A 16,971-nucleotide genomic window follows, 5' to 3' on the forward strand; every position below is an offset into this window, starting at 1 on the left:
ATCAGGACTGCGGTATTCCGCTATGAAAACGGAATACCGTATCAGTTGATAAAATAAAATCATTTTCTAATGATAAAAACAAATGCAAACGCTGTTCTATATTTCCACCGTATAATTTTGCCAGTCGCAGATACTCCTCAAAATGACGCGCTTCAGATTTAATTAAAGTTCCATAAAATTTGATTAAGTCCTTATCCTCAAGATAAGGGATAATCGCATGAAAGCGCTCACAGGAACGGGCTTCAATAATGGCTCCAATAATCAGCTGATCACAGAGGCGTTGAAGGACATTTCTGCTGGTAACCTCTTTGTGCATTTGGGTCGCATAACCCGAAGGTTGCAAAGGACAAAATTGAATTCCTCTTTGGGTCATAAAATGAATGACTTTTTCAAAATGAAGTAACTCTTCCCGAGCTAAAGGAGACATCACATCAACCAGTTCTTTTTTTTCTGGATATTTGCTCATAAAATTAATGGCAGTAGCTGCTGCTTTGCGTTCACAATGGGCATGGTCGATTAATAGCAAAGGAATATGATTTGCTGCAAAATCCAACCATACTTGTGGCGTTTTTACCTGAAGAAAATCATTTAATAATTGTAAATCATTGTCTAAACGTTTTAACATCTGCGAGATACACTATACTTAATAAAAATAAACTGTCTTATATCATATACCTTAATGAAATTGAATTGGATGAAAAATGAACGGGGAAGAAATTGATAATGAATTAAACCAATGGTTTTCAACTTATGGTGCAATAACAGCTGAACGTATATTAGGAAGATATAATGTTAATCTAGCACAAACGGACTTGGTGGCAGCAATTAAAAGTCCATTTAGTTTTTACCATCGCTTAATACAAGTTCCATTAAAAAGCGTACTCAATGGTATCATCTTACAGCAGGCGAATGATTATCATGTTTATGTGCAGAAATTATATATTGATTATTTACTTTCTGGTGAAAATTCTAAAGGCGAAGAGGCTCAAGGCGCTGCAACACGTGAAATCATAGAAAATGAGCGGCAACAATTAGTTGCGCTGGGTGAGCAGTTTCAAAAAGTTCAGGGGGATCAGGATTATTTGATTGCAAACAGTCAGCGTATTTTGATTCAAATGACTCAACGGTTTAACGCCGAACTTGAAAAAGCGCTCAGCTCGCTTAACAAACTACTAAAAGCTGCTGGCCACAAAGTGAAAAAGAGTCAAATTCGTCAAGCTATCAATCATGCACTGATTTATTGTAATGTAATCGAGATTCGAACTAATGGCTCTCTTTTTGTTGATAAAATGAATGAAGTACTTAAGGTATCCCTAAAAGAGGACTTAAAAGGTAAAATGTTAACTTCATTATCAGAACTGTTACAAATGGACATCGATTTTGATGATCAAATCATCGATTATGTTCAGCAAACCGATGAAATTAATCGGTCAGCCAATTCGTATCGAAGTCAGTTTTTTGATACGATTATCCGTGTTATTGATTTAATGAAATCCTTGCCCGAATATAAAATTGATCCCGAACAAGATGCGATTAACAGAGAGCCTTTGTATTTTGATAAAAGTATAGGGTCTCTATAATTTATCAATCGATATCGGAAAGCAAAACAACTTCGGAATCTGTTTTGCTTTTATCATCAAGATCATAATCATATAAAAATGAATTTATATTAGCCATATAGCCATTATTTCGTGTATAATATGGCACTTTAACTAACCCCTTATGGAGTCCCTGATGGCAAAAGAAACAACATTGTCAATTATTAAGCCCGACGCAGTTGCTAAATCGGTTATAGGTCAAATTTATACTCGTTTTGAAAACGCAGGCTTAAACATAGTCGCTGCAAAAATGATGCAACTTTCACGTGAACAAGCAGAAAGTTTTTATGACATTCATCGCGCACGTCCTTTCTTCAAAGATTTGGTCGAATTCATGATTTCAGGTCCAGTAATGATTCAGGCATTACAGGGTGATAATGCGGTAATGAAAAACAGAGACATCATGGGCGCAACTAATCCTAAAGAAGCTGCCCCTGGAACCATACGTGCTGATTTTGCTGATAGCATTGATGCCAATGCAGTTCATGGTTCAGATAGCCTAGAAAATGCTGCTCGTGAAATTGCATTCTTCTTTGAACCTCATGAGATTTGTGAACGATAAAAATTAGTTTTTAGATATTTAATGACTGTAGTAATGTAGCGCTGAGCAGCGCTATAACCTGTCATCCCGGCGTCGCGAAATATCTCCTACTATAGCACAGTGTTACGAGGGGAGATCCCTCATTACACTCGGAATGACGGCAGCTTCACTGCGCTGCTCCAGAACTACACTTTTCTTGTCGAACGTCATTAAATTTGGAGTATAAATGACTGAGCAAAAAGTAAATCTGCTGGATTACAATTACCAACAAATGCGTGAACTGCTGGATAGCTGGGGCGAACAACCTTATCGTGCCCAACAAATAATACAGTGGATTCATCAAGCAGGTTTATCTGATTTCACTAAAATGACGAATCTAAGCAAGTCATTAAGAGAAAAACTTGCACAACTGTCGTTTATTAAATTACCTGAAATCGTTGCTTGTCAAAAATCCAATGATGGTACTCACAAATGGCTTTTAAAACTGGATTGTGGCAATTGTATTGAGACTGTATTTATTCCTGAGGCTAATCGTGGAACTTTATGTGTTTCCTCACAAGTAGGCTGCGCTTTAAATTGCTCTTTTTGTTCCACAGCAAAACAAGGTTTTAATCGCAATTTATCTACTGGTGAAATTATTGGTCAGGTTTGGTTAGCAGTACGTGAATTATCATTACAACAGGGTGCGCATGACAAAAGAGTGACAAATGTGGTGATGATGGGTATGGGCGAGCCTTTACTCAATTTTGATAATGTAGTGTCAGCAATGAATATTATGATGGATGATTTTGCTTATGGATTATCAAAACGTCGCGTTACTTTAAGCACTTCGGGAGTATTGCCTGACTTGGAGCGTTTAAGGGAGGTCAGTCCTGTAGCTCTGGCTGTTTCATTACATGCACCAAATGATGAATTAAGAAATGAGTTGGTCCCTATAAATAAAAAATATCCTCTGGCTCAGTTAATGGCCTTGTGTAAAACTTATTTTAAAAATGAACCGCGACGAAAAGTGACTTTTGAATACGTTATGCTTAAAGGGGTTAACGACCAACCATTGCATGCAAAGCAATTGATAAAGTTGTTGCGTAATGTTCCAGCTAAAGTCAATTTAATTCCTTTTAATCCTTTTCCTATGACACAATATGAACGCTCATCTCAGGAAACAATTGATGCCTTTAGAGACATGCTAATCGCTCAAGGCATTAATACAATTACTCGAAAAACACGCGGCGATGATATCGATGCCGCATGTGGTCAATTGGCGGGTGAGGTGAAAGACAGGACGAGTCGTTCTCAAAGATGGCAAAAGTTACACTTTATGCCTAAGGCAAATCAAGAGCTCAAGACTGCAGAATAATCAGTGCAACGCGACTTTCTGTTCGCTTTGTTTAGGCTGGATAACCCGAGATGTTGTTGATGTCATCCACGTATAGTAAAGGACTTCTCATCGTACCACGTTGCCAGGTGGGGGGATCCTGCACAACTCTAGGGGTGACGGAGCGGTCTTTTCATTGTTTTCAGCCCCAACTCTGTCATCTGAATTACAGTAAAAGTCATTATTTGTGACAAATCATTTTTAATTTATTTGTAAGCGGTTATAATGCGCAATCATTTCTAACCTTAGTGTGAAATATTGTGTTCAAAAAGTTTTATCTCTTGTTGATTGTGAGCTGTCTTTGTTTACAGGCATGTGCGCATGATGAAGAAAGTGAAACACAGAATTTAAAAAAACCGGATCTCAGCAAGGCTGCCTCATATAATGTTCAGTTGGGATTAGGTTATTTAAAGCAAGGTGATAGACCAAGAGCGAAGAAAAAGCTGATCACCGCATTAGAGCAAGAACCGAATTCACCTGATGTTAATTCGGCAATGGCTTATTTTTTTGAACAAACAAAAGAGTTGGATCAAGCAGAGAAATATTATTTAAAAGCCCTTTCGGTAGCAGGAAACGGCGGCGCCCAGCTTAACAATTACGGGGCTTTTCTATGCAGACAAGGTGATTATAAAAAAGCTGAAGCTTATTTTTTAAAAGCGGTTAATGATTTAAAATATTTGCATACTGCAGGAGCTTATGAAAATGCAGGTCTTTGTGCGCTATCAGTTCCAAATGAAGAGAAAGCCAAAAGCTATTTCGCAAAAGCATTAAATCAGGATCCTTCTCGAAAAGTGTCATTTTATGAATTACTAAAACTTGAAATCAAAATGGGACATGATTCAGAGGCATTTGCTCTGGTACAGAAGCATCCTGAGCTAGTTTTGAATGATAGGGCATTATTAATTTTGGCCAAAGAAGCTTCTGATAAAGTTGGGCAACATGCTATAGCTGCAGAATATGAACAAAGCATAAATAATATGAATTCCAATATCGATAATAGTGGAGTAAATAATGAATACAACAACCACGCTGGATGAAAATATAATAGAGCATGATAAGAATCCAGGCGAGCAACTTGCTAGTATACGCCAACAAAAAGGATATACAGTTGAGTATGTTGCCAATAAATTGCACTTAAGGGCTCGTATTATTGAATTAATTGAGAACAATGAATTTCATTTGTTACCAGAACCTGTTTTTGTTAAAGGTTATTTACGTGCCTATGCTAAATTATTAGGTACTTCTCCTGAGCCTTATTTAGCCATATTTAATGAGCAGTTTGTTGTTGAGAAAAAATCGGATCGAGCCCTCTTATGGCAGCAAAGTAAGCGTGAATCTCACAAGGCAGAACATGTGATTCGTTGGTTTACAATTTTATTTGCTTTAGGCGTGATCGTCGCTGTAGGTGTTTGGTGGCAAAAAAATAGGGATACCCAACAGGTGTTTCCTGCCAAGAATGCTCCCGCTGATTTATCCTTAAATCAAACACCAGCAATGGAAACTACAGAGCTGAAGCTTACTGATATATCAAAAATGCAATCATTATTAAATCCAAAACCGGAAATGTCCCCTTTGGAGAAAATCGGTGGCTGAGCGAATTCAAGCAATACGAGGAATGAATGATATATTGCCCGATGCAACGGTATTTTGGCGGACTATTGAACAAATTTTTGTGAGGGTGTTGTCCAGTTTCGGTTATCAGGAAATCCGTTTACCACTTGTTGAAAGTACCCAATTATTTAAACGGACTATAGGTGAAGTAACCGATATAGTCGAAAAGGAAATGTATACTTTTAATGACTTAAATGGAGACAGTATTACCTTAAGACCCGAAGGAACAGCCGGCTGTGTTCGTGCTTGCTTGCAAAACGGACTTTTGCATAATCAACAGCAAAAATTATGGTATTTAGGCCCCATGTTTCGTCATGAAAGACCTCAGAAAGGACGCTATCGACAATTCAATCAATTAGGTGTTGAGGTTTTTGGAATACCCGGTCCAATGGTTGAATTGGAGTTGATTTCAATTTGCCGTAAATTTTGGGAGCAATTAGGATTTGCCGATTCTGTGCAGTTACAGGTGAATACCTTAGGCGAGTTAGAGGAGCGTCAGCGTTATAAAAAAATTCTTGTCGAATATCTGACTGATCATGAAAATCAGTTGGATGAGGACAGCAAGCGCCGATTAACCCGCAATCCATTGCGGATTTTAGACAGTAAAAATCCTGAAATGCAGCTGTTATTGGCTAATGCACCAAAATTAATGGATGTTCTTGATGGAAAAAGTCGTGAGCATTTTCAGTCTTTTTGTGAGGGACTGGAGGCATTAAAGGTACCTTATGTAGTCAATCCCGTTTTAGTGAGGGGGCTCGATTATTATGGACATACCGTCTTTGAGTGGGTTACTGATAAATTAGGTAGTCAGGCTACTGTCTGTGCCGGAGGACGATATGATATATTGGTGGAACAATTAGGCGGTAATCCAACGTCTGCTGTAGGTTTTGCTTTAGGCATAGAAAGAATTTACTTGTTGATGGAAACTTTGGCTCTTCTGAAGGAAGAGAGAAAAAAGAATGCATTGTATATTATTACTGACAATGAGCAGGCGGTGATAGAAGGACTTCTAATTTCTGAACTGATACGTAGCGCTTATCCAGAAATTGAAGTATCCGTAAATACTGCGGGTGGTAGTTTCAAAAGCCAATTCAAAAAAGCAGATAAAAGTGGTGCACGCCTCGCTTTAATTTTAGGTGCAGAGGAATTAGCAAATCAACAAATCAGTATTAAGGATTTACGTAATGAAGCAGAGCAAATTACTGTGAATCAAAATATGATTAATCAAGTATTAAAAGATTATTTCGAGTGAGGTAGGAGAACGCTATGTCAGTGTATATGACTGAAGAGGAACAATTAGAATCGATAAAAAAATGGTGGAAGCAATACGGTAATCTTGTCACCGTAGTATTATCGCTTATCCTCTTTGGTATTGCAGGGTATCGATATTTGCATTGGCATCAGGAAAAGCTGACACAACAGGCATCAATTGCTTATGAACAAATGATGGTAGCTCTGTCGAATCAAAATATTAAATCGGTACGAGCTTATGCGAATGAATTGATTCATGAACACGGTAATACCGTTTATGCTGATGCTGCACATATGACACTTGCGAAAATTTACGTATCCAAAAATAAACTGGATAAAGCAACAGATGAGTTACAAGCCGTTGCAACAAACAGTAAAATGTTGTCCTTAAAGCAGATCGCTAAGATCCGTTTGGCGCGAATTTTGGCCGCAGAAAAATCTTATACAAATGCCCTTAAGGAACTGAGTAGTGTTGATGACAATACTTATTTGCCAGTAATTAATGAATTAAAGGGTGATATTTATGGTGCTACTGGTCAATATCAGGAAGCCATGAGTTCCTACAAACTGGCATTGGATGAAGTGAAAAATAATGGAATGGGTAATTTATTTTTGGAAATGAAAACTAATGCGATAGCAAGTAAATCACATTCAATGATTTCTGAGAATAAAAAAGTCGAGTCTGCATAACGATTATTAGGAGCCTGTAGGCAGTGGTGCGAAATGTCTAATTTTCCATGTTTTTCGCGTATGCTCAGGATGGAAATTCAAAGCGGTTATCACAATTATTGATATATTTTGTATAGCACAAACTTGAGGTTTAATTTTCATGAAAATGAAATTATTTATTTTAATTCTCTGTACTTTAATTCAGGGATGTTCAAAACTTGATGATTACATGTTAGGTAAAGACAACACGCCAAAACCTAGAGAGCTGAAGCAAGTTAAAGATAAAATTAAAGTGGAGCAAAATTGGAGCACTGCTGTAGGTAAGGCTTCTAAAAATAAAGAATATCTAAGGATAAAACCCGTAGTCAGTGGCGGTGTTATTTATACTGCAGACACAAGTGGTTTAGTACAAGCAATTAATAAACATAATGGTAAAATAAAGTGGGCTACGGAGCTGAAGCATGGTTTAGTTAGTGGTCCTGCTGTAGCTCATGGATATCTTGCTGTAGGTACTAATAACTCGTCATTAGTGGTGCTCAATCAAAATAATGGTAAAAAGCTGTGGCACGCCAGGGTTACTGGAGAAATTTTATCGCCACCTACTATTCTAGGTAAAAAAGTAATCGTTAAGACAATCGATGGCAGAGTTTATGCGTTTAATACCGCAGACGGTAAGCAAATGTGGATGGCAGAGCATGGTGCACCCAGCTTGATTCTTAAGGCGAGCTCATCTCCTGTTGCTATGGGAAATCTAGTGTTAATCGGTTTTTCTGATGGTAAATTGGATGCATACGATCGAGAAACAGGGCGGTTAGTATGGCAAAGAAGTATTGCGTATGCCTCTGGGTCGAGTGATGTAGAGCGCTTAGTCGACATCGACGCCGATCCAATTATTGACAATAATGTAGTGTATCTTGCTAGTTATCAGGGATACATTGGTGCACTGTCCTTGACTGATGGACAATTTATTTGGAGAAAGCCCGGTTCTGTCTATAAAAATATGGTATTAAATGGTAATACCCTGTATGTAACGGATAGTCATGATGTCTTATGGTCTATTGATAAGCGTAATGGCCAAGTTAATTGGAAACAAACCAGTCTGAAAGCAAGAGGATTGACTGAACCAGCGCTGGTCAAAAATGATTTGGTTGTAGGGGATAAAACAGGTTATCTCCATTTTATTGATGCTCAAACAGGTGAAATTATAGCTCGTTCAAAAGTTTCAGGTGGTGTCAGTATTTCTCCAAGCGTGGTCGGAAGAAAGTTATATGTATTAACAGACAATGGAATGCTTAATCAATTATCTGTGAGTTAATAAATGATCCCTGTGATTGCACTTGTTGGGCGTCCTAATGTTGGTAAATCAACCTTATTCAATAGGTTAACGAAGACGCAAGATGCCCTAGTTGCTGATTTTCCTGGCTTAACTCGCGATAGGCAGTATGGCCAAGCCCAGCATGATAATAAACACTATATCGTTGTTGATACTGGTGGTATTGGTGTTGACGATATTGCTGTTGATAATTTAATGTCCAAACAATCAGAGATAGCACTGAATGAAGCGGATATTGTTCTTTTTCTAGTTGATGGACGCTCAGGCCTGACGGGCATTGATGAAAAAATTGCCAATAATTTACGTAAATTAAGTAAAAAGATACATCTTGTTGTGAATAAAACGGAACAGATGGATGATGATGTTGCTTGCGCTGATTTCCATGCTTTAGGTATTGCAGATATTCATTCTATTTCATCATCACATGGTAGTGGAATTAGAGAGCTCCTTGATAAGATATTGGCACCATTTGCGTCTCAAGATGATGCAAATGAAGAAGATACTGCAATTAAAATTGCTTTTGCTGGTCGACCCAATGTTGGAAAGTCTACTTTGATTAACCGCATTTTGGGTGAAGAACGGGTTGTTGTTTATGATATGCCTGGTACAACCCGAGACAGTATCGCAATTCCTTTTGTTCGTGATGAGCAGAAATATGTGTTGATTGATACAGCGGGTGTGCGTAGAAAATCTCGAATTGATGAAAAAATAGAAAAATTCTCTGTAATTAAAACATTGCAAGCCATTGAAGAATCTAATGTGTGTTTACAACTTCTTGATGCAAGGGAAGGAATTACCGATCAAGACATGAATTTGATTGGTTTTATTATTGAATCCGGTAAAGCTTTAGTTATTGCGGTTAATAAGTGGGACGGTCTGGATGAGGAACATAAGGAAAAGGTAAAAAGTGAATTATCCAGAAGATTGCATTTTGCAAATTTTGCAAAAATACGATTTATATCTGCATTACATGGCAGCGGAGTAGGGAGCCTATTTAAAGACATAAATGAGGCTTATGCTTCAGCCGTCCAATCTTTTTCTACGCCCAGATTAACACGCTTACTCCAGGATATCAGTACGAAACATACTCCTCCTTGTGTGAGTGGGCGCCGAATAAAATTGAGATATGCTCATCTTGGTGGTCACAATCCTCCGGTGATTGTAATTCATGGAAATCAATTGGCTGATTTACCTGATAGCTATAAGCGTTATTTAAATAATGAATTTATTAAACATTTAGGGTTGGTAGGAACTCCTTTGAAACTTGAATTTAAAGGTGGAACGAATCCTTTTGCGGATAAAAAAGTTAAATTATCACAACGCCAAGTGAATAAAAAAAGAAGATTAATGAAGCATGTCAAAAAGAGAGAAAAAAGCAAGAAATAGTCACTGATTTACTGTTAATTTCTTCATAAAATTAAATCCGATACGAATTAGATACAGCATCTAAAAAATGGTTGGGCCAAAAGGCCCAACCTACAACTGTTTATTCTCCTATTCCTCATATTTTTTGGATTTATAGAGCGCTTTGCATTGGGTAATAATCTGTTTCATTCGTGTTCCACCAATATTTAATTTATTTAGAAGCGCAGGATTTTCAGCAATTGTTTTGCATAAGAGTATATTTTCTCCAAGCAGCATTTCGATTTCTGCTTTTGTAAAGTTGGTGATGCAGGTGATGGGATATAAGCCTGAAAACTCAATTAACTCTTTTAAACTGCCTTTTTCCGGAAAATCCCAGCTAATTAAATGTAAGCCAGCGCACTGACCATATTGTATTGCATCGTTGGTAAAACGAGTATTAGTAACAAGCCAGCCTTTAAGAGTTTCTTCAGGTTTTTTGTTATAAGCTTGTTCGATATCAAGAAAACGAGCTTTGATATACAAAGTAACTTTTACATCACATGCAAGACCTAAACGATTATGGTATTTGCACTCGACAAAAACACGTTCGTTTTGACGCTCACCAACTACATCAACTTCATGGTTGACACAATAGCCCTTTGTAATTTGATTATTGAGTACCTTATAGCCTTGATGCCGCATGAGTTCTGCAACGAATTTTTCAAAAGGATATCCAGAAAATCCAAGCTGCATAATCGCGCGCTTTAGATGATATTTACCCGCCAAAGCTCTTGACTGATTGCGTAGAAGCCGAAACGCAATCCGATAAATTTCATGTGTGGTCATACCATCAACTACAGATTGAGACACTTCACTCACAATTTTATTAATAAGTGATTCGTCCGCTCCAACCCGCTTTAACGAGCGGTAGATACGATGTGGATTGAAAGGAACTTTTTCTCCAGTAGATTTAATGATATTAACAGGATTCGTAGGTGCAATTATTCGATTCATTTATAAGTTCCACTTAAGTAGTGAATCAATGATATTTTGACTTATATCAATATGATTTGAGGGATGAGGAATCGTGTTACAACTAATAATTTGGGTTGTATGAGACGCTAAAAGTTGTTGATACGCACCGCCGGCAAAAATAGCATGAACCCCGATACAAATAGCAGGTTGCATCCTTAAGGAATGAATATGCTTTAAAGTTTCTATCATTGTCATTCCAGTAGATATAATATCATCAATGAGTATAGGGGTTGCTTTAATATATTGATTTATCCCTGGAATGGAAATTTCAACCTCGGTATCGCTTTTCCTGTTTTTCTCCAATATGGTGAAAGGGGCACTAGATTTTAATGCAATTGTTTCAACCCATTGCGCGCTCTCTGAATCAGGACCAATAAGAATTGGATTGGGAACATGATGATGGATCCAGGAGGCAATCGCATTGGTCGCATGCAACACGGTCGTTGGTATTTCATAAATTTCATTTAAATCCTTCCAACGATGCAAGTGCGGATCAATCGTGATTAAGCCGTCAAAATAAGAAGAAATCAATTGTGCAAAATAGGCAGAAGTAATGCCTTGACCTGATTCAAATACTTTATCTTGCCGCATATAAGTAAGATAGGGAGCGATTAAGATTATTTTGGATGCACCCAAAGATTTTACCGTTTGTGCAGCAAATAAAAGTGGAAGAATTTTCGGGTTGGGATGGACCAGATTAACTACAAATATGACAATTCGCTGGGCTACATCAGAGTGAACTCTTACCACAGTTTCTTCATCCGGAAATTGATGAAAGTTTATTTTCCCCAACTCATAATGGCATTTCGTTTGGATTGTGTGCGAGAGTTCATTATGTCCAAATAATGTAAAAAGTATGGGATTTTTCATGTGCTGGCCTCAATTTGAAATATCTCATGCCCTTGCTTCAAGAAATCAAGAGCATAATTGAGTTCACTACGAGTTTCTGCGTAGATTCTAAAGAGGGGCTGAGACTTTTTGACTACCGAATGCAGTTCTGTTAATAGCTCAACACCCGCTCCTTTTGATTTTGGTGCTCCAGCTAATTTTGCCATTTGAGAAATGTGACGATTATCAATGTTAATCACGATCCCTGAGCGTGTGGATTCAATGGTATGAACAACCGGTGCCTTTTTTATCTCTCGTAGACCACCTTGAGCCCGGCAAATTGCTTCAAATTTAGCTAAAGCCTTGCCACTATTGAGTAGATGAGTTGCTATATTTAGTCCTTGACCTGGCAAAATCTGAGGGGAAAACTCTATGATATGTCCCGCTAATACTAAAGCATGATCACGTAAATCTTGTGGCGCATGTATATCGCAATTTAAAACGGATAATACATCCAGTGCCTCTAAAACAGGTCCAATCCCACGGCCTACCGGTTGTGATCCATCGCTAAATATTACTTTTATTTTGAGGTCAAATTCCTCGGCAACGCATTCTAATAATTTTTTTAAAGATTCAGCCCTTTCAATGGAACGAACCTTAGCGGTGGTTCCTATAGGCATATCAATAACTAGATGATTTGAGCCAGCAGCTATTTTTTTTGACAAAATAGATGCAACCATTTGGCCCTCGCTATCAATATTTGCGGTTCGTTCAATGCGGATTAGTAAATCATCAGCAGGGCTTAATGACATCGAGCCACCCCAAATCAAGCAGCCGTTTTCTTGCTCCACAACTTTTTTCATTTCATTGAGTGTTAAATTAACCCTGGTGAATACTTCCATTGTATCTGCTGTTCCTGCTGGGGATGTGATGGCCCGTGAGGAAGTTTTGGGAATTACTAAGCCAAATGCAGCGACAATTGAAACAACAATAGGTGTAGTGCGATTTCCTGGTAGGCCACCCACAGAGTGTTTATCTACGATGAATGGAACCTCCCACGATAATTGTTGCCCAGAATGGATCATCGCTCGAGTAAGATCAAGAATTTCCTTCTGTGAGAGCCTGTCACCACCGCTCGCTGCGATATACATTGCTATATTAATGTCCGAAAGTTGTCCGGATACAATGTCTTTAATGATGTGGTTTGTTTGTTCAGCGGTTAATTCATTACCATAAATTTTGGAGCGAATATAACTAAGTGAATCGAGTGGTTGAGGATGAGTTACAGCAATCTCATCACCTTCTTTAGCAGAGAGTAGCTCCCATGCATAATTTGAAAGACTCGCTTCATTGTGCCTTAATAAATCAGTTTCTACTGTGTTTAATGTGGCAATAATAGAGCGCTCATTGAGTATAACCCGAACACGCGTTTGGGCAGTGAATCCCTCAGATTTGCAAATATGACAATCTTCACGCATATAAATAACAGGTTCTTTATGGGTATTAATTCCTAAGTATTTAAGCGTCAAGGTTGTGTGCTTTTTACTCATAATTGCTCTTTTTGTCCATACTCAGGAATAGTACATTCCCAACCGAGTTGTGTTTCAATTTTGTGCTTTAAAGAGAGAGCAGCTTCTGATTCTCCATGAGTCACAAAAGTTTTTTTAGGTGCCTGTCGAAATTGTTTAAGCCAAGCAAGTATTTCACCATAATCGGCATGGGCCGAGGTACTACGCATAGCCTCTACGTGAGCATTTATAGGGATGATTTTGCCATGGGCTTCAATAAACTTTTTACCTGCTAGAATTTCTGCACCTAGTGTTTCTTCTGCTTGGAATCCAGTAAACAATAAAGTATTACGTGGATCCGAGGCGTAGGCTCTAATATGAAATATAATACGCCCACCAGAAGCCATGCCGCTTGCAGAGAGAATAATCTTGGGTGTTTTATCTAAATCCAATTCAATCGACTCATCCATGGCCCTCACGTAGGTTGCAACATCACAGAGCTCCTGACATTGGCTTTCGGTTAACCGAAGATCTTCTACATGGTTATATAAAATTTGCGTTGCATTAATCGCCATGGGGCTATCTAAATAAATGGGTACATTTGGAATCGCATTTTCTTTTCTTAACTCAGAAAGATGATGCAACAGTACTTGTGTACGGCCTACAGCAAATGCTGGAATAATCACTGAGCCGCCTCGGCGAATGGTTTTATTAATAATTGTTTTTAATGTCTGCTTGGGGGGTTCTTTTTCATGTAGACGATCGCCGTAGGTTGATTCGATGACAAGGTAATCGACCTGTTGAACTTCTGTAGGTGTTTTCATTACCGGATCATGCATCCTTCCTAAATCTCCGCTAAAAAGCAGTGATGTATCCTGATGTTGGATTCGTACAAAAGATGAACCAATGATGTGCCCGGCAGGAATTAATCGAACGCTTAAGTTATTATTCAGTTGGATTACTTTATTGTAGGCATGTGGCTGAAACAGCTTTAATGCATTTTCAGCATCTTCAAGCGTATAGAGAGGTAGAGCAGGGTGATGTTTTGAATAATGGTGCTCATTGGCGTGTTTGGCATCTTCTTCTTGGAGATGTGCACTATCACGTAATAGGAGTTCACATAAATCTTTAGTCCCGTACGTGCAATAAATGGGTTTATCGAAACCATGCTTCACCAATAAAGGTAGATAGCCGGTATGATCAATATGGGCATGTGTGAGAATCACCGCATCCAATATTTCCGGACTAAATGGCAGTGGACTCCAATTTTTTAGACGTAACTCCTTTGGACCTTGAAAAAGCCCACAATCCACCAAAATATTTTTTTGATCAAACGAAAGGAGGTACTTGGACCCTGTAACAGTTCCGTTGGCGCCAAGAAATGTGATTTGCATGATAATTAATCCTTTAATAACAGCGCAGATAAAAAAAATTAATTATTAAAGTCGTAAAGTCAAAACATCACATGGGGCATGATTCACCGTAGCATGCGCCGTACTGCCCAAAAATGAATGCAAACCAACGGATGAGTGGCTTCCAATAACAATAAGCTGGCAATTTAATTCTTTAACTTTATTAAAAATATGTTCTTTAACTGACCCTACTTCAACAAATTGTTGTTCTTGAGGGATATTATAATTTTCACCCAGTAATGCTAAAACGGTTTGCGCATCATCTTTGGCAGGATTTGCTAATTCTGTAAAACCTAGACCTTGGGCTAGTTGGAAACTCGCAGGAAGCTCTATAACATGCAACAGGTATAATGTAGCATTAAATTGTTTGGCAATAGAAATTGCTTTTTCTGTGAGATGATTATGCTCCTTGAGCAAATCCGTAGCAAATAAAATATTCTTATACATAGAAGCCTCTCAATGGTATTTATTATTGTAAATAATAGTAGATTCCTTGATATAAGTACCTATTTTACATTACAAAATATGAAATAATTTAGTTTAAATGGTTGAGAAGTGGCGCCATATTGTCCATATCTTTAAGATATTGCTCATGCTGGATATTTGATGGTGTCAAATTGGTTATTTGTGCCGAGACTACACCCTTGCAATACATCTGAAATCAGGATTTATTTCCTTTAGAGGAGTCAAAACAAAATCTCGAGAGTGAATGTGTGGATGAGGAACAATGAGTTTCTTCGATTGAACAACACGATCTTCATATAAAAGAAGATCAATATCAATAATTCTAGGACCCCAGCGTTTTTTCCGGATTCTTCCTTGTTTCTTTTCAATTTTTTGGCATGCATTAAGTAGTTCTAAGGGAGATAAAACAGTAGAAAGCTCAATCACTGCATTACAAAAATCTTGTTGTCCTTGTAATCCCCAGGCTTTTGACCAATAAAAGGATGATACTTTAGTAACAACAGTACCGCGCAATGATTTTATTGATTTAATTGCTTTTCGAAGTTGACGTTCAGGGACGTGCTGATTTGAGCCCAACCCTATGTAACAAACATTCATTATGAATCGCTTGCTTTTTTGGGTTTTGGCTTACGGCGGCGTTTACGCTTCTGCGTATCAGGTGTTAATTGCGCAACCATATTGGCTTGTTCGGCCTCATCTGCATCCTGGAACGCCGTCCACCATTGTGCGAGCTCCATAGACTCATCCCCTGCAAGAGCACGTAATGCCATAAAATCATATGCTGCCCTAAAGCGTGGATGTTGTAAGAGGTTAAAGGCTCTTCCTCCGAGTCTTTTGGCAAAACGATACTGCAGTAACCAAATTTCCCGAATAATTTGTGTATAGCGTCTGGGTATGGAAATAATTTTGTTTTGCTCAGCAAGAACCAGTGACATTGCTTTTTCTATAGATGGGAGTGGATCAACACCGGTTTTTTGTAAGTCCTTTGAACATTCAATCATGGGGAACCATAGAAGGACTGCAAATAAAAATGCGGGAGTTACGGGTTTATCTTCCCTGATACGCGTATCGGTATTTTCCAGAGCAATGGCTAATAAGGCATTTACAGGATATGAACTGTTTAATAGGGCATTAGTTTGTGGGCATAAATACTGAAATAAACCATATTTCATAAGCAGTTTTTGAACTACCTCAGCATTGCCGCATTGATATAATTTGGTCATTTCATCAAATAAACGCGAATTAGAGACATGTGTTATCAGATGGCTAATTTCAGGGAAAGGGGCCTCTGTTTCGGGTGCAAGTTTGAAATTTAATTTTGCACTAAATCGAATCGCCCGTAACATCCGCACTGGGTCTTCCTGGTAACGTTTTGTTGGATCGCCAATCATACGAATGAGTTTTTCTTCAACGTCCTTTACACCACCAGTAAAATCAATAATAGTAGAGTCATTGATATTGTAGTAGAGCGAGTTAATTGTGAAATCGCGTCTCCAAGCATCTTCATCGAGTGAGCCATAGGCATTATCACGCACCAGCATTCCGCGTTCGTTGGTTTGTTGGCTCTCATCAGCCGCCATGTGTCCTCGGAACGTAGCAACCTCAATAATTTCTCGATGAAAAAGTATATGAACGAGCTTGAATCGACGACCTATAATTCGCCCATTTCTGAACAAATTCTTGACTTGATTTGGTGTTGCATCGGTTGCAACATCGAAATCTTTGGGGGCTTTATGCAGCAATAAATCTCGAACACTTCCGCCCACAATATAGGCTTGAAAACCAGCACCAATCAGGCGGTTCAATACTTTGAGCGCATTGCTACTAATGTCCGCTTTAGATATGGAATGTTTATTCCTTGGGATTATGTAAGCTGAAGCAACAGGAGGCACATGAGCTCTGTTTTTCTTTAACAGCTTTTTGATGAATTTGATGATCTCTGTATCTCACAAGATTAACGAAACATTGAATATTATATCGAAGCAAAAGAATAAAGTGAAT

Annotated in this window: 17 protein-coding genes; 9 read left to right on the top strand and 8 right to left on the bottom strand. The window is 38.3% G+C overall.

Translation table 11 applies throughout. From position 1 onward, the window contains the following. Position 1 precedes the first annotated feature (1 nt). Positions 2-625 (bottom strand): tRNA-(ms[2]io[6]A)-hydroxylase, encoded by a 624-nt coding sequence (locus OQJ13_RS00195; protein WP_265708292.1) that lies wholly within the window; start codon positions 623-625, stop codon positions 2-4. Positions 626-701: 76 nt separating this feature from the next. On the opposite strand from OQJ13_RS00195, the gene OQJ13_RS00200 reads away from it, so the two are divergent. The 9 genes from OQJ13_RS00200 to der all read left to right on the top strand — a co-directional run bounded on the left by OQJ13_RS00200 (position 702) and on the right by der (position 9,764). Continuing rightward, positions 702-1,580 (top strand): hypothetical protein, encoded by an 879-nt coding sequence (locus OQJ13_RS00200; RefSeq protein WP_265708293.1) that lies wholly within the window; start codon positions 702-704, stop codon positions 1,578-1,580. Between the two features lie 154 nt (positions 1,581-1,734). After that, positions 1,735-2,160: a nucleoside-diphosphate kinase gene (gene ndk / locus OQJ13_RS00205; protein WP_265708295.1), complete on the top strand. Its 426-nt coding sequence runs from the start codon at positions 1,735-1,737 to the stop codon at positions 2,158-2,160. 205 nt (positions 2,161-2,365) lie between these two features. After that, entirely contained in the window at positions 2,366-3,496 is a 1,131-nt protein-coding gene (gene rlmN / locus OQJ13_RS00210) for a 23S rRNA (adenine(2503)-C(2))-methyltransferase RlmN (RefSeq protein ID WP_265708296.1), read from the top strand. Between the two features lie 278 nt (positions 3,497-3,774). Beyond that, positions 3,775-4,551: a type IV pilus biogenesis/stability protein PilW gene (gene pilW, locus OQJ13_RS00215; protein WP_265708297.1), complete on the top strand. Its 777-nt coding sequence runs from the start codon at positions 3,775-3,777 to the stop codon at positions 4,549-4,551. After that, entirely contained in the window at positions 4,526-5,107 is a 582-nt protein-coding gene (locus OQJ13_RS00220; RefSeq protein ID WP_028380635.1) for a helix-turn-helix domain-containing protein, read from the top strand. The genes pilW and OQJ13_RS00220 overlap by 26 nt, the downstream gene beginning before the upstream one ends. Further along, the gene (gene hisS / locus OQJ13_RS00225; RefSeq protein WP_265708298.1) at positions 5,100-6,377 is read left to right on the top strand and encodes a histidine--tRNA ligase; all 1,278 of its coding nucleotides are present in this window, start codon (positions 5,100-5,102) and stop codon (positions 6,375-6,377) included. The genes OQJ13_RS00220 and hisS overlap by 8 nt, the downstream gene beginning before the upstream one ends. A gap of 14 nt (positions 6,378-6,391) precedes the next feature. Beyond that, on the top strand, positions 6,392-7,066 hold the full coding sequence (locus tag OQJ13_RS00230; protein WP_265708300.1) for a YfgM family protein: 675 nt from the start codon (positions 6,392-6,394) through the stop codon (positions 7,064-7,066). A gap of 139 nt (positions 7,067-7,205) precedes the next feature. Then, on the top strand, positions 7,206-8,360 hold the full coding sequence (gene bamB, locus OQJ13_RS00235; protein WP_265708302.1) for an outer membrane protein assembly factor BamB: 1,155 nt from the start codon (positions 7,206-7,208) through the stop codon (positions 8,358-8,360). A 3-nt stretch (positions 8,361-8,363) separates the two neighbouring features. Then, positions 8,364-9,764, top strand: a complete 1,401-nt coding sequence (gene der / locus OQJ13_RS00240) for a ribosome biogenesis GTPase Der (RefSeq protein WP_265708303.1) — start codon at positions 8,364-8,366, stop codon at positions 9,762-9,764. A 108-nt stretch (positions 9,765-9,872) separates the two neighbouring features. Here the strand turns inward: der and OQJ13_RS00245 are convergent, their stop codons facing one another. From OQJ13_RS00245 to pcnB, 7 genes are all read right to left on the bottom strand, one after another. Further along, a complete protein-coding gene (locus tag OQJ13_RS00245; RefSeq protein WP_265708305.1) occupies positions 9,873-10,736 on the bottom strand; it encodes a restriction endonuclease in 864 nt (287 codons plus the stop codon). After that, positions 10,737-11,627: a ribose-phosphate diphosphokinase gene (locus tag OQJ13_RS00250; RefSeq protein ID WP_265708307.1), complete on the bottom strand. Its 891-nt coding sequence runs from the start codon at positions 11,625-11,627 to the stop codon at positions 10,737-10,739. It lies immediately after the preceding gene. Beyond that, complete coding sequence (locus tag OQJ13_RS00255) at positions 11,624-13,135, bottom strand: thymidine phosphorylase family protein (RefSeq protein WP_265708309.1); 1,512 nt, start codon at positions 13,133-13,135, stop codon at positions 11,624-11,626. Before OQJ13_RS00255 ends, OQJ13_RS00250 begins: the two co-directional genes overlap by 4 nt. Beyond that, complete coding sequence (locus tag OQJ13_RS00260; RefSeq protein ID WP_265708310.1) at positions 13,132-14,487, bottom strand: MBL fold metallo-hydrolase RNA specificity domain-containing protein; 1,356 nt, start codon at positions 14,485-14,487, stop codon at positions 13,132-13,134. Before OQJ13_RS00260 ends, OQJ13_RS00255 begins: the two co-directional genes overlap by 4 nt. Positions 14,488-14,532: 45 nt before the next feature. Next, complete coding sequence (locus OQJ13_RS00265) at positions 14,533-14,952, bottom strand: universal stress protein (RefSeq protein WP_265708312.1); 420 nt, start codon at positions 14,950-14,952, stop codon at positions 14,533-14,535. A 189-nt stretch (positions 14,953-15,141) separates the two neighbouring features. Then, on the bottom strand, positions 15,142-15,567 hold the full coding sequence (gene folK / locus OQJ13_RS00270; protein WP_265708314.1) for a 2-amino-4-hydroxy-6-hydroxymethyldihydropteridine diphosphokinase: 426 nt from the start codon (positions 15,565-15,567) through the stop codon (positions 15,142-15,144). Continuing rightward, a complete protein-coding gene (gene pcnB / locus OQJ13_RS00275) occupies positions 15,567-16,862 on the bottom strand; it encodes a polynucleotide adenylyltransferase PcnB (RefSeq protein ID WP_265708316.1) in 1,296 nt (431 codons plus the stop codon). Before pcnB ends, folK begins: the two co-directional genes overlap by 1 nt. Between the last annotated feature and the right edge of the window lie 109 nt (positions 16,863-16,971).

It is taken from the genome of Legionella sp. PATHC035 (genome assembly GCF_026191115.1).
In the GTDB taxonomy this organism is placed as follows: Bacteria; Pseudomonadota; Gammaproteobacteria; order Legionellales; family Legionellaceae; genus Legionella.

Excerpts from the sequence above, each read along its gene's own strand:
- OQJ13_RS00250 (WP_265708307.1), bottom strand. The coding sequence starts at position 11,627 with ATGAAAAATCCCATACTTTTTACATTATTTGGACATAATGAACTCTCG.
- folK (WP_265708314.1), bottom strand. The coding sequence starts at position 15,567 with ATGAATGTTTGTTACATAGGGTTGGGCTCAAATCAGCACGTCCCTGAA.
- OQJ13_RS00245 (WP_265708305.1), bottom strand. The coding sequence starts at position 10,736 with ATGAATCGAATAATTGCACCTACGAATCCTGTTAATATCATTAAATCT.
- OQJ13_RS00200 (WP_265708293.1), top strand. The coding sequence starts at position 702 with ATGAACGGGGAAGAAATTGATAATGAATTAAACCAATGGTTTTCAACT.
- rlmN (WP_265708296.1), top strand. The coding sequence starts at position 2,366 with ATGACTGAGCAAAAAGTAAATCTGCTGGATTACAATTACCAACAAATG.
- OQJ13_RS00260 (WP_265708310.1), bottom strand. The coding sequence starts at position 14,487 with ATGCAAATCACATTTCTTGGCGCCAACGGAACTGTTACAGGGTCCAAG.
- OQJ13_RS00230 (WP_265708300.1), top strand. The coding sequence starts at position 6,392 with ATGTCAGTGTATATGACTGAAGAGGAACAATTAGAATCGATAAAAAAA.
- der (WP_265708303.1), top strand. The coding sequence starts at position 8,364 with ATGATCCCTGTGATTGCACTTGTTGGGCGTCCTAATGTTGGTAAATCA.
- OQJ13_RS00255 (WP_265708309.1), bottom strand. The coding sequence starts at position 13,135 with ATGAGTAAAAAGCACACAACCTTGACGCTTAAATACTTAGGAATTAAT.
- OQJ13_RS00220 (WP_028380635.1), top strand. The coding sequence starts at position 4,526 with ATGAATACAACAACCACGCTGGATGAAAATATAATAGAGCATGATAAG.
- bamB (WP_265708302.1), top strand. The coding sequence starts at position 7,206 with ATGAAAATGAAATTATTTATTTTAATTCTCTGTACTTTAATTCAGGGA.
- ndk (WP_265708295.1), top strand. The coding sequence starts at position 1,735 with ATGGCAAAAGAAACAACATTGTCAATTATTAAGCCCGACGCAGTTGCT.
- OQJ13_RS00195 (WP_265708292.1), bottom strand. The coding sequence starts at position 625 with ATGTTAAAACGTTTAGACAATGATTTACAATTATTAAATGATTTTCTT.
- OQJ13_RS00265 (WP_265708312.1), bottom strand. The coding sequence starts at position 14,952 with ATGTATAAGAATATTTTATTTGCTACGGATTTGCTCAAGGAGCATAAT.